The organism is Streptomyces sp. NPDC093252, from assembly GCF_040683675.1.
GTDB lineage: Bacteria > Actinomycetota > Actinomycetes > Streptomycetales > Streptomycetaceae > Streptomyces.
In genome coordinates, this window is record NZ_JBFBEM010000003.1 from 361,890 (window position 1) to 373,967 (window position 12,078).

The 12,078-nt window shown below is 73.3% G+C and carries 10 protein-coding genes and 1 pseudogene; 5 read left to right on the forward strand and 6 right to left on the reverse strand.

The genetic code is table 11. From position 1 onward, the window contains the following. Positions 1 to 52: 52 nt before the first annotated feature. A pseudogene (locus AB0O01_RS07650) lies at positions 53 to 271 on the forward strand (cyclohexanecarboxylate-CoA ligase); the annotation flags it as partial. Between the two features lie 513 nt (positions 272 to 784). Here AB0O01_RS07650 and AB0O01_RS07655 read toward each other — a convergent pair. Together AB0O01_RS07655 and AB0O01_RS07660 are read right to left on the reverse strand one after the other, a co-directional pair. Further along, positions 785 to 1,297 carry an EF-hand domain-containing protein gene (locus AB0O01_RS07655; RefSeq protein ID WP_365311550.1) on the reverse strand — a complete coding sequence of 171 codons (513 nt, stop codon included), beginning with the start codon at positions 1,295 to 1,297 and terminating at the stop codon, positions 785 to 787. A 146-nt stretch (positions 1,298 to 1,443) separates the two neighbouring features. After that, positions 1,444 to 1,869 (reverse strand): STAS domain-containing protein, encoded by a 426-nt coding sequence (locus AB0O01_RS07660; protein ID WP_365311551.1) that lies wholly within the window; start codon positions 1,867 to 1,869, stop codon positions 1,444 to 1,446. Between the two features lie 367 nt (positions 1,870 to 2,236). Between AB0O01_RS07660 and AB0O01_RS07665 the strand changes: the two genes are divergently transcribed. Next, the gene (locus tag AB0O01_RS07665) at positions 2,237 to 2,872 is read left to right on the forward strand and encodes a sigma-70 family RNA polymerase sigma factor (protein ID WP_365311552.1); all 636 of its coding nucleotides are present in this window, start codon (positions 2,237 to 2,239) and stop codon (positions 2,870 to 2,872) included. Between the two features lie 197 nt (positions 2,873 to 3,069). Beyond that, entirely contained in the window at positions 3,070 to 4,275 is a 1,206-nt protein-coding gene (locus AB0O01_RS07670) for a zf-HC2 domain-containing protein (protein WP_365311784.1), read from the forward strand. A gap of 134 nt (positions 4,276 to 4,409) precedes the next feature. On the opposite strand, the gene purU is transcribed toward AB0O01_RS07670, so the two are convergent. Both purU and AB0O01_RS07680 read right to left on the reverse strand, forming a co-directional pair. Further along, positions 4,410 to 5,312: a formyltetrahydrofolate deformylase gene (gene purU / locus AB0O01_RS07675; protein ID WP_365311553.1), complete on the reverse strand. Its 903-nt coding sequence runs from the start codon at positions 5,310 to 5,312 to the stop codon at positions 4,410 to 4,412. Positions 5,313 to 5,373: 61 nt separating this feature from the next. Further along, complete coding sequence (locus tag AB0O01_RS07680; RefSeq protein ID WP_365311554.1) at positions 5,374 to 5,874, reverse strand: hypothetical protein; 501 nt, start codon at positions 5,872 to 5,874, stop codon at positions 5,374 to 5,376. 342 nt (positions 5,875 to 6,216) lie between these two features. On the opposite strand from AB0O01_RS07680, the gene AB0O01_RS07685 reads away from it, so the two are divergent. Beyond that, positions 6,217 to 7,494: an ABC transporter substrate-binding protein gene (locus AB0O01_RS07685; RefSeq protein ID WP_365311555.1), complete on the forward strand. Its 1,278-nt coding sequence runs from the start codon at positions 6,217 to 6,219 to the stop codon at positions 7,492 to 7,494. Between the two features lie 99 nt (positions 7,495 to 7,593). Here the strand turns inward: AB0O01_RS07685 and AB0O01_RS07690 are convergent, their stop codons facing one another. Then, positions 7,594 to 9,432: a hypothetical protein gene (locus AB0O01_RS07690; protein ID WP_365311556.1), complete on the reverse strand. Its 1,839-nt coding sequence runs from the start codon at positions 9,430 to 9,432 to the stop codon at positions 7,594 to 7,596. A gap of 200 nt (positions 9,433 to 9,632) precedes the next feature. Further along, positions 9,633 to 11,018, reverse strand: a complete 1,386-nt coding sequence (locus AB0O01_RS07695; protein WP_365311557.1) for a transcriptional regulator — start codon at positions 11,016 to 11,018, stop codon at positions 9,633 to 9,635. A gap of 368 nt (positions 11,019 to 11,386) precedes the next feature. On the opposite strand from AB0O01_RS07695, the gene AB0O01_RS07700 reads away from it, so the two are divergent. After that, positions 11,387 to 12,040 (forward strand): bifunctional DNA primase/polymerase, encoded by a 654-nt coding sequence (locus AB0O01_RS07700; RefSeq protein WP_365311785.1) that lies wholly within the window; start codon positions 11,387 to 11,389, stop codon positions 12,038 to 12,040. Positions 12,041 to 12,078: the final 38 nt, after the last annotated feature.

Sequence of the window (12,078 nt, forward strand, 5' to 3'; positions counted from 1 at the left end):
CCCGATCCAGGTGCAGGTCCAGACCCCGGCCCAGGTCCAGACCCCGGTCCCGGTCGGCCTCCCGGACGCCGAGCGCGGTGAGTTGGTGTGCACGGTGGTGAAGGGCCCTCCGGGGGCGGATCCGCTGACCCCGGAGGCGATGACCGCGCATCTGCGCGGGGTGGGGCTCGCACCGCACAAGCTGCCGGAGCGACTGGAGGTGGTGGACGCGCTGCCGCGCGGGGAGACCCTGCGCAAGGTGCTCAAGTACCGGCTGCGCGGGCGGTATGGGGCGGGGGTGGCACGGGGCACGGGGCGGGATCCCGCCTGGGAAGGGGGCGGGGGTTCCGCTCGGGGCGGGACGGCGGCTCGCGGCAGGGGAGGGGCAAGGGCTCGCGCCCGGTGCAGGGCAGGGGGTCCCGCCAGGGGCGGGGCGAGGGCTGGCGCCCGGCATGAGGCAAGGGCCACCACCGGGCACGGGGCAAGGGCCCCCGCTCGGCACAGGGCTCGGGCTCGCACCTGACACGGGGCAAGAGCCCCGACCGGTACGGGGCGGGGACTCCCACCCGGCGCGGGACAAGAGCCCCACTCGGTACAGGGTGGGGCCTCGCGCCCGGCATGAGGCAAAGGCTCCTCCGACACGGCGCAGGGCCTGGCGCCCGGCATGGGGCAAGGGCTCGCGTCCAGCAGGGGGCAAGGGCCCCACCAGGCACGAGCCAAGGGCGGGGCCCCTACCCGGCACTAGCCAGGAACCCCTACCCGGTACCAGACAAGCCCCCCACCCGGTACCGCAGCGGAGCCCCCCCTACTCCGGGACCGTGAAGTAGCGGGCGAACGCCTGGACGATCTCCTCCTCGCCGACCCGGCCGTCCCCATCCGTGTCCAGCGCGGCGGCGGCCGTGCGGCAGAGGTCGTCCTTGACGCCCAGGATGCGCAGCACACGCACGGTGTCGTCGACCGTCGCCGAGCCGTCACTGTCGGTGTCGGCGACCGCGAGGGCCGCGTGCAGGAAGGGGCGGGCGATCTCGGCGAACCGGTCGGGGTTGTCGCGCAGCCGCTTGACGGCGCTGCTCACGAACTCCTCGCGGCTGATGCGCTGATCGCCGTCCCGGTCCGCTATCCCCGCCATACCCTGCCAGAACGCCTCCGCGCCGACATACAGAGCCTGGCCCTTGTCGGAGCGGGCCGCCGTGGTGAACTCCGCGAGCAGCGCCTTGGCCGCGCCGCTGAAGTCCTCCCGGTCGATGTAGCCGTTGCCGTCCTGGTCGAAGGTGGCGAATCGGGCCGCGATCCTGCGCTCGTACTCGCTGCTGACCATGTCTCTTCGGGCCGCCTTACGTCACGTGGGGTGCATCCGTGCTGGAGCGTACGACGTCCCGGGGGCTCGCGGAGCGGAAAACGACGGTTGTGCCAAGACCGGGGGAATTTTGGGACAACGGCACGGCCGGGCCGGGTCCCGCGCGGTCAGGCCGACAGGGTGCGGGGCGCCCCGGCCCCGGTGCTGTCGGCGCCGGACCGGTCACCCTGGGTGACGGCGGTCTTGACATCGGGCTGGACGTCGAAGAGGCGGCGCACACCGAGGGCGTTGATCACCCGGTTCACATGGGCCCCGCCGGGACCGGCGTCCATCCCGTCGGCGGGCAGGATCAGCCGCAGCCGCCCCCGACAGGAGCGCAGCAGCCGGCGGGTGGCGATCAGCACGCCGACCCCGCTGGAGTCGCAGAAGACCACCTCGGAGAGATCGACCACCACCCGGTGCCGCCCCTCGGCGACGGCCTCGTGCACCTGCTGCCGCAGCAGCGGTGAGGACACCAGATCCAGCTCGCCCGACACCCGGAGCACGGTCCAGTCCCCGTGCTCGTCACCGGTCACCTTGAACGCCACCACCATGCCTCTCGCTCGCCGGAAACCCCGGACCGCCGGGCAACCGGAAGCCGTACCTGCGCTTCCCTGCCGGACGGCTGCCCAGCCGCCGTTCCCTGAAACACTCTCGCGAAAACGAAAAGCAGTCGATAAAGGCTTGTTTCAGTCGACATCGATCCTGTTCGATCGCATTGCCAATGCGTCTGGTCATTAGGGCGGTGGGTAGGCGAGACAGAAGCCGTGAGGTGTACCAAAGGTCGCCGGACACTCTTGGCCCGTCGGGGGCGTGCGTTGCCACAAAGGGGCGTGCGTTGTCAGACGTGCCGACTACATTCGAGAGCAAGGCAGGCGCACTCTGATCACGGCACGGACACCGGCACGGGGAGGGGGCCGCATGGCGCAGCAGGGGACGCCACTGCGCTGGGACCGCAAGATGCAGCAGCGGCTGGCCCGCGGTGAGGCCGCCGCCCTCGGCGAGCTGTACGACCGCTTCGCCTCCCTGGTCCACGGCCTGGCCCACCGCGTCCTGGACGACGAGCGCGCGGCCGACTCCCTCACCCGCGAGGTCTTCGCCCACGTCTGGGAGCACCCGGACACCTACGACCCCCGGCAGGGCCCGCTGCGCACCTGGGTGGCCACGCTCACCCACCGCCTCGCCGTCCAGCGGCTGCGCGCCACCGTGGCGGCCACCCTCGCCGAAGGCGACAACGACAGCGACAGCGACAGCGACAGCAATGGTGACGGTTACGGCGGTGGCGGCACCGAGGAGGCCGAGGAGTTGGAGCGCACGGTGCGCAGCGCCTCGGTCGCCGCCCGCGCCGACTACATCGTGCAGTCGATGCCCGCACCCCTGCGGGCCGCCCTGGAACTGGCCTACTTCCAGCGCCGCGACTACCGCCAGACCGCGACCGACCTCGGGGTCACCGAGGACGAGGCCCGCCGCCGGCTGCGCCTCGGCCTCCAACTCCTCGCCACCGCCCACGACGCCGGGAACCCGGGCACCCCGCCCGGGTACGGAGGTGCCGCGTGAGCGCGTACGACGAACGCGGCGGCCCGGACGACGGGGAGGGCCGGGAGGACCGAGAGGGCCGGGAGGACCAGGAGAGCCGGGAGGGCGGCCGGGAGGGCCGGGGGTACGGAGAGAAGCGGGGCGGCGACGAGTTCTCGTCCGGCGGCGGCCCCGGAAACGCCGGTACCGGCGCCCGGCCGGGCTCCCCGACACCCCGCATACCGCTGCCGCGCACCTCGCTGGAGGACGGCGGCGGGTCGCTGCCCGCGCTGCCCGGCGCCGGGGCGGCCGGCCCGCCGCCCGTACTGGGGCACCGGGTGCTGAAGTCGCTGCTCGGCGCCTGGGCGCTGGCCGCCTGCTCGGCGGAGGAGGCCAGGGCCGTGGAGGAGCACCTCGGCACCTGCGGGACCTGCGCCGACGAGGCACTGCGGCTGCGTGACGCCGTCGGGCTGCTGCATCCGCCGGAGACCCTCGACCTGGACCCGGCGCTGCGCGCCCGCGTCCTCGACCACTGCCTGGACCGCCGCCCGCCGCGCATCCCGATCCCGGCTTGGGCGAAGCCCTTCGACGCCGAGGCCGCGCGGCTGGACGCGCTGCTCCAGGACTTCGGGGACGCGGAGTGGCACGCGCCGGTGCGGCTGCGCTGGTTCGACGGCGTGGCACCGGCCAGCCGCCGGACGACGGTCGCCGGTGTGATCGCCCATCTGATGGCCGTCGACGGTCTGGTCGCCGTGGCCCTCGGTCTGAAGGACCCGCTGGGCGGCGCGGCGCCGGACGGCGTCCCCGGCCCGGCGGACCGTACGGAGGCGTACTGGAAGGGGTCGCACTTCCCGCCGACCCGGTCGGTGCGCGGGCCCTGGCGCGACCAGGTGCACGGCATCGTCCGGACGGTGGCGTTCACCGGCGGCGGCGCGGGGAAGCTCGCGGTGTCGTACGGGGACTTCACACTGCCGCTGCACGACGCGATGACGGACCGGGCGTTCGAGTGCTGGGTGCACGCGGAGGACATCGCGGACGCGGTCGACTATCCCTACGACCCGCCCGCGCCACGCCATCTGCACGACATGATCGACCTCGCGGCGCGCATGCTGCCGAGTGCGCTGGCCGCGCGGCGGCGGGCGGGGCTGTCCGGGCCGGGGGACGGGGCGGCGGCCCGGCATCTGGTCGCGGCGGGGGCGCCGGGGCGCAGTGTGCGGCTGGAGATCGAGGGGTCGGGCGGTGGGGAGTGGCTGGTGCCGCTGGACTCACCGGCGGCGGTGGGCTCCTCGGCGCACGAGGTGGCGCATGTCGCGCTCGACGGCGTCGAGTTCTGTCACCTCGCGGCGGGGCGGATGGAGCCGGAGGAGGCGGTGGCGGGCCAACTGGGCGACCGCGCGGCCATCAAGGAACTCCTCTTCGCCACGGCGAGCTTGAGCCGGTTGTAGGGCGGAGTGGGGGAAGAGGCTTCCAGGGGCACTGGGGTACCGCCCCCCTCTGGGGGAGGAACCGCGCGACCAGCCCCCACCGACCACCACCGGCCCGCACCCGACCCACCACAGCCCCCAGGGACGCCCTCCCCCTACGCAAACACCACAGTCCGGCGCCCGTTCAAAAGAATCCGGCGTTCCGCGTGCCACTTCACGGCCCGCGCCAGCGCCTGGCACTCCACATCCCGCCCCACCGCCACCAACTGGTCCGGGGTGACCCCGTGCCCCACCCGCTCGACCTCCTGCTCGATGATCGGCCCCTCGTCGAGGTCGGCGGTGACATAGTGCGCCGTCGCCCCGATCAGCTTCACACCCCGCGCATGGGCCTGGTGATACGGCTTCGCGCCCTTGAAGCTCGGCAGGAAGGAGTGGTGGATGTTGATGATCCGCCCATTGAGCTGCTTGCACAGATCGTCCGACAGCACCTGCATGTAGCGCGCCAGCACCACCAGCTCGACGCGCTCCTCGCGGACGATCTCCAGCAGCCGCGCCTCCGCCTCCGCCTTGGTGTCCCGGGTGACCGGAATGTGGTGGAAGGGGACGTCGTAGGAGCCCACGAGTTCGGCGAAGTCGGTGTGGTTGGAGACCACCGCGGCGATCTCCACCGGCAGGGCCCCGATCCGGGCCCGGAACAGCAGATCGTTCAGGCAGTGCCCGAACCTGCTGACCATCAGGACGACCCGCATCTTCTCGTCGGCCCGGTTGATCTGCCAGTCCATCTGGAAGGAGTCCCCGATCGCCGCGAAGCTCGCCCGCAGCTTGTCCACCGTCACCGGCGGCTCCGCCGAGAAGTGCACCCGCATGAAGAACAGCCCCGTGTCATGGTCACCGAACTGCTGGCTGTCCTCGATGTTGCAGCCGGTCATGAACAGATAGCTCGACACGGCGTGCACGATGCCCTGCTTGTCCGGGCAGGAGAGCGTGAGGACGTACTGATCGGCACGGGAGGCGGGGGCGGCGGGTACCGCGCCCCGGCTGGGGGGCTGCTCGTTCATGCAGCACAGGGTCCCATATCCGGGCCCCCGGGAGCCGTGCCGCCGGGCGGCCCGGCGGGGATCACGCCGAGCGCGTCATGATCCGCAGCACTTCCAGGGTCCGTGGCGGCGCGTCCGGGTCGTCCCCGTCGCTCACGGCCAGCCGCACATGCGCGTCGCGCGCCGCGCGGACCGCCTCCGGCCAGGCGGCGTGGTCGACGTAGGAGGAGACCGGGGCGTCGGGGCCGACCTGGTGCATGATCCGCAGGACCCGCAGCACGGCGGTGTCGACGAGCGCCGCCTCCTGCGAGTCGCGGAATATCGTGCCGACGTACTTCTCGGCGGACCAGTTGTCCAGCCAGGTGTCCTCGACCAGGCGGTACACGGCGTCGGTGACGTCCCCGTACCCCTCGGTGCCGGCCAGCCAGACCTCGCGCTGGAACACCGGGTCGGAGAGCATGTGCAGCGCCGAGCGCACATTGCTGCGCCAGCGCCACCAGGGCATGTCGTTGAGCGGCATGCCGCCCATGGTGGAGGAGCGACGGCCACGACGGGAAGTGTTCTCCGAACCTTGCACGGTCACCGATCGTACGTTCCTCGCCCACCACCCCGTACCGACCCCCGCAATTCACCTGCGCGTCACCGGGTATTGACCAAGGGTCGCGCTCCGGTTAGCGATGTGGCGGAATCGTGCGGAACCATGACCGGCAGGCGCCTCCCCCGAAGCACATTCCCTCCCGCCTCACCCGCCGCACCCTCCCCATGTCCGGCGACCGGGTCCCCGACCGCCCCGGCGAGCGGACCCACCACCGGACCCGGGACGAAACCCTCCACCGGACCCGGGGCGAAACCCCCGACCGGCCCCGGGACGAACCCGGCAACGGGACCCGGGACGAAACCGGCGACCGGCTCCACGACCGGGGCCGTGCCCCGCACGACGGCCCGGTCCGCGCGACCGGGTCTGCGCGCGGCGGCGGCCCTGATCGCCTGTGCCTCGCTCACCGTCGGCTGCGGAGCCATCCCCGGCCTCGGCGGCGACGGCTCATCCACCGACATCACCGTGATGACCTGGGCCCCGGAGGAAACCGACGCGACCAACAAACCCGGCATGCCGGCCTTCGCCAGCGCCTATGCCCGCTGGATCAACGCCCACGGCGGCCTCGACGGCCGCAAGCTGCGCGTACTGACCTGCAACGACGAGAACAGCGGCGTCGGCGCCGCCAAGTGCGCCCGGCGCGCGGTCAAGGAGCAGGCGGTCGCCGTCGTCGGCTCCTACAGCCAGCACGCCGACTCCTTCTTCCCGATCCTGGAGGGCTCCGGGATCTCCTACATAGGCGGCTACGGCACCACCAGCGACGAGTTCACCTCGCCGCTCTCCTACCCGGTCAACGGCGGCCAGCCGGTCCTGCTGGCCGCGCTCGGCAACGAGTTGTCCAAGCAGTGCGACGCGACCGTCCTGGTCCGCCCCGACACCATCGCCGGCGATGAGCTGCCGACCCTGCTCAACGCGGGCCTGACCGCCGGGAAGAGCACGGACGCCACCGATGTCCGCGCCCCCGAGGACGCCACCGCCTACAACAACGCCGCCCACGAGGCGCTCCAGCAGGCCACCGCCGACGAGACCGTCCCCGGCTGTGTGGTCCCCGCGCTCGGCGACCGCACCAGCACCTTCATGGACTCCTTCCGCCGGGTCCGCGAGGAGTACCCGGACGTGGCGACCGGCACCGTCCTCGGCAGCGTCGACCAGACCGTCATAGACGCCTCCGGCGGCAGCTCCGGCCCCTACGAGGGGTCGTATGTGACGAGCTGGTACCCCGGGGCCACCGATCAGCGCTGGGATGCGATGAAGAAGGTGATCAGCGAGCAGGCGTTCACCGACACCCGGATCGACACCGGCGACGCGGGGGTGCAGACCACCTGGATCGCCTACACCGTGTTCAAGGCGGTCGTCGACCACATCGGCAGCGGCGATGTCAACGCCGACACCGTGCGCCGCGCCCTGGACTCCGGGATGAGGATCGACACGGGTGGGCTGACGCCCGAGCTGCGCTGGCAGTTCTCCGACAAGCTGGGCTCGGTCGGTTTCCCGCGCCTGGTCAACGCCAACGCCACCCTCCAGGTGGTGCGCGAGGGCCAGCTCGTCTCCGCCCGCGAGGGCTTCATCGATGTGACGCAGACCCTCTCCACCGCCGACACCGTCTGACCCGGTTCCGGATCCGGTTTCCGGATCCGGTTTCCGGACCCGGTTCCGGAGCGGACCCCGCCCCGGACCCCGGCACCGCCCCCCGACCCCGGCCCCGCCTCAGAGCTGGGCCGGGGTCCGTTCGGTGAGCCCGTAGCGCTGCGCGACGGAGTTCCACAGCGCCGCCGCCTTCTCCTTCTCGGCGGTGGCGGTGCCGCTGGCCTGGTTCCCGGCCCGGGTCTGGTCGGTGGACTTGGCCTCGCCGCCCTTGCGGCAGGACTTCTTGTCCGCGGCGACCTGGTCGGCCCAGGAGGCGTAGTGGTTGTCGGCGGACGCGGACGCCTGCCACGCCTTGGTGAGCGCGGTGGTCAGCGCCGCGTTGTCGGGCAACTGGTCGACGGAGATCCCGGACAGCCGGGTGACCAGCCCGGTGCGCTGGGTCGCCGCGTCCCGCAGATCCTTCGCCGCCCGGCCCAGGTCCTTGCACGCCTTCACATCCGCGACGGCGTTGATCACCGTCGTCCGGCTGGCACCGCTGTCGGCGAGCAGCTTGTCCAGCTCGACGGCCTGCGCCTCGGCCGGGTCCGCGGACGCGGACGGGGACGGCGGCGCCGACTCCTCCGCAGTCGCGGGCGCGGTCGCCGACACGGTCTTCGGCGCGTTGTCGCCGCCGCTCCCGCCGCCGCCCATCAGCGCGCCCGCGCCGACCCCGACGACGGCGATCCCGACGCCGACGGCCGCGAACAGCGGCACCTTCGAGCCGGTACGGGCGCCGCCGCCCCGGCGTCCGCCGCCGCTGCCGTCCCGCCCGCCAGCTCTCCGGCGGCCACCGGGGCCGTCGTACGGTCCGGCGGGCGACGCGTGCCCGGGGCGGCCGGGGGGCGGGGCGTGCGGGTCGATGCGCGGGAGCTGCTGGGTGGAGGCGGGGGCGTCGCCGGGTTCCGCCCGGAAGAGACCGGCGAACTCGGCGGGCGGCCCGGCCGGAACACCGGCACCCACGCCGGGAGCGGGAACGGGAACGGGAACGGGCGGGATGAACTGCGTCGCCTCGGAGTCGGCCCCGCCGCCCTGCGGCTGCGGCTGCCGGGGGCCGGTGCCGAGGTACGCCGTGGTCTCGGCGGGCCGCGGTACGGGCGCCCCGCCCGCCGGAACCTCGGGCGGCAGCGCGCCCGGCCCGACCGGCGGCAGATACCGCGTCGCCGCGGAGTCCCCGCCGGGAACTGGGGCGATGAACTGCGTCGCCGCGGAGTCCCCGGCGGGGGCGGCCGGAACCGGGGGAACCGGGGGAATCAACTGCGTCGCCGCGGAGTCGGTGATCGGCGCGGCCGGACCCGCGGGGACCGGCGGGATGAACTGCGTGGCCCCCTCGTCGCCGCCCCGCACCGGGGGCAGGTAGTGCGTCGCCGGGTCGTGCGCGGGCGGCAGCGCGCCCCCGTGCGCCGCCGGGACCGGGGGCAGCCCAGGACCGCCACCGGGCTGCGACTGCGGCTGCGGCGGCTGAGCACCGTAACCGGGTCCACCGGGACCACCGGGACCACCGGGACCGGCGTAAGGCTGATCCGCGTACCCGGGCCCGCCGGGGTCATAGGGCGGCGTGCCGTACGGCTGCGGAGCCGTCCCGTACGTCTGCGCGCCCTCCGGTGGGAGGGGCCCCGGGTGCGGTGGAGTCGGCGGGGCGGGGGTGCCCCAGGGTTCGCCGGTCGCGGCCGGCGGCGTCTGCCAGGGCTGGTCGGCCGGGGGGACGCCCGGCCGGTCCGGGCCCCACGGCTGCTGGTCCCAGGACGGGGCGCCCGGGGGCGCCGAGGGAGGTATCGCGCCCCCGCCGGGCGGTACCGGCGCGGGACCGCCCGGCTGGTGCAGCGTGCCCGGCAGCAGGGGCTCACCGCCGTCGGAGGGCAGCACGATGCCTTCGCGCGCGGGCCGCGCCGAGGGCTCCTCGCCCTGTCCACTCTGCGTCACCGGGACTCCTACGAATGGGGGACCTTCGGGATCGTCGGCTCACGCTACCGGGTCCCCGGAGCCCGGTGCCACGCAGCACAGGGCGGGACGCCGCGCCCTGTGACCGGCGTTACGCGACCGGCCCGTCGTGTGCCGCTGACGTCACCTCCCGCTCGTCCGGCCGGTGTTACCCATCGGTTCACCCGGCGCGCCGGGAGCGTTCACGCCGCCTGCTGGAGATCCAGCCGCGCCCCGAACTCCCGGACCACCGGCTCCTCCCGGTACGGCTCCAGCCGCTGCTGGAAGTCCTCCAGATACTCGGCGCCCCGGTTGGAGCGCAGCGAACCGAGCAGTTCCACCGCCTTCATCCCGGTGGTGCAGGCCTCCTCGATCTCCCGTTTCTGCACCTGGGCGGTGGCCAGCAGGACATAGCCGATGGCCCGCCTGCGCGCCCGGCCCACGGGGTGCCGGTCCAGGGACTCCTGGGCGCAGCGGGCCGCCGCGTCGGCCTGGCCGAGGTCGCGGTGGCAGTGCGCCAACTCGTCGGCGAGGTAAGCCTCGTCGAAGTGGGCGATCCACACCGGGTCGTCCCCGGACTCCGGTTCGGCCCGGTCCAGGGCGCTGACCGCCCGCCCGGCGGCGTTCTGCGCGGAGCGCGCGTCCCCGAGCAGCGCGTGCCCGCGCGCCTCGGCGGCGTGGAACATCGCCTCCGCGCGCGGGGTGACCTGCCCCCGCGCCCCTTCCTGCGCGGCGCGCGCCAACTGGGAGATCTCGCGCGGGTTTCCGAGCTGCGCGGCGAGATGGCTCATGGACGCGGCCAGTACGTACCCGCCGTACCCGCGGTCGCCCGCGGCCTGGGCGAGGCGCAGTGCCTGGATGTAGTAGCGCTGGGCGAGGCCCGGCTGGCCGGTGTCGACGGCCATGTACCCGGCGAGTTCGGTCAACCGGGCGACCGCGGCGAACAGTTCCCGGCCGACGGCCTCCCGGTAGGACCCGGCCAGCAGCCCGGAGACCACGCTGTTGAGGTAGTGCACGACGACCGGGCGCACATGCCCGCTCCCGTACTGGTGGTCGAGATCGACGAGGGCCTGGGTCATGGCCCGTACGGCGGCGACGTCGGACTGGCCCACGCGGGGGCCCGCGGAACGGGCGACCTGGGTGTCCGGGGTGGAGATCAGCCAGTCCCGGCTGGGTTCGACCAGCGCGGAGGCGGCGACGGAGGAACCGGACAGGAAGTCCCGGCGCCCCACATCACTGCGCCACAGCTCGCAGACCTGCTCGATGGCTCCCAGTACTGTCGGCGAGAACTGGAGTCCGACCCCCGAGGCGAGGTTCTTCCCGTTGGCCATGCCGATCTCGTCGATCGTGACCGTACGGGCGAGTTTGCGGCCGAGTGCCTCGGCGATGATCGCGGGGGCGCGGCCCCGCGGTTGCTGTCCGCGCAGCCAGCGGGCCACGGATGTCTTGTCGTAGCGCAGATCGAGTCCGTGCTCGGCGCCGCACATGTTGACCCGGCGGGCGAGCCCTGCGTTCGAGCAGCCCGCTTCCTGGATGAGCGCTTGCAGCCGTTCATTGGGCTGCCGCGCGACGAGTGGCCTAGCGGCCATGGGCCTACCCCCTGCTTTCTGGCGACAACGGTGCTTGCCCTCGCACCTGGTTGACGTGACTTTCTGACCGGATCTCTTCGCATCCAGCCCGTCTCGCGCCGGTCTCTCGTCCGTCTGTCCACGGGAAGATGCCGAAAATTTCCGGCTGTGAAGATCAGTGCCCAGCGGACATACCGCTAATGCGAGGCATGCGAGGATTGCAGCAGTAAAAGCGGATGACGCCCCCACCACTGGCTACCCAGCGCCCATTGCGGATCCTCCCGCGCGCCCCCACCTGTGCACCCATGCGCCCCGGACGCCGGAGCGATGCCCCTCCCCGGCGCGCGCAACGGCCGTAACCCGCGATTAGCCTGGTAGTTGTGTTGAGCGTGGAAGAGACGATCGCGGGCCCCGAAGCCGCCCAAATCCCGCAGCAGCGCGGGGAATCCCTGCTGGAGACAGCCGTACGGTATGCCGAGGAGCGCCATTGGGATGTGTTCCCCGGCACCTGGCTGGAAGCAGTCGACGGGATGCAGCGCTGCTCGTGCGCCGACCCGGCCTGCGATGCGCCCGGTGCGCACCCCGCGCGCCCCGACTGGGCGTCCCAGGCCACCGGCAGCGCGACCGTCGCCCGGCGGATGTGGCAGAAACAGCCCACCGCGTCGATCCTGCTGCCGACCGGGCGGACCTTCGACGCGATCTCCGTCCCGGAGACGGCCGGGTTCCTGGCGCTGGCGCGGATGGAGCGGATGGAGCTGACGCTCGGGCCGGTGACGCTGACGCCGGACCGGCGGATGCGGTTCTTCGTGCTGCCGGGCGGCGCGGTGAAGATCCCCGACCTGGTGCGCAAGCTGGGCTGGCTGCCGTCGTCGCTGGATCTGATCACGCTGGGCGAGGGCGGCTATGTGGCGGCTCCGCCGACGCGGTTCGGGTCGCGGGGTGCCGTGCAGTGGGCCTGCCGGCCGACTCCGGCGAATCGGTGGCTGCCGGATGCGGAGGAGTTGATCTCGGCGCTGGCGTATGCGTGCGGGAGGGATCGGTAACGGGGCGCGCACTGCGGGTGCGTGGGTGATCGTCCGAG

Excerpts from the sequence above, each read along its gene's own strand:
- AB0O01_RS07655 (WP_365311550.1), bottom strand. The coding sequence starts at position 1,297 with ATGGTCAGCAGCGAGTACGAGCGCAGGATCGCGGCCCGATTCGCCACC.
- AB0O01_RS07660 (WP_365311551.1), bottom strand. The coding sequence starts at position 1,869 with ATGGTGGTGGCGTTCAAGGTGACCGGTGACGAGCACGGGGACTGGACC.
- AB0O01_RS07665 (WP_365311552.1), top strand. The coding sequence starts at position 2,237 with ATGGCGCAGCAGGGGACGCCACTGCGCTGGGACCGCAAGATGCAGCAG.
- purU (WP_365311553.1), bottom strand. The coding sequence starts at position 5,312 with ATGAACGAGCAGCCCCCCAGCCGGGGCGCGGTACCCGCCGCCCCCGCC.
- AB0O01_RS07695 (WP_365311557.1), bottom strand. The coding sequence starts at position 11,018 with ATGGCCGCTAGGCCACTCGTCGCGCGGCAGCCCAATGAACGGCTGCAA.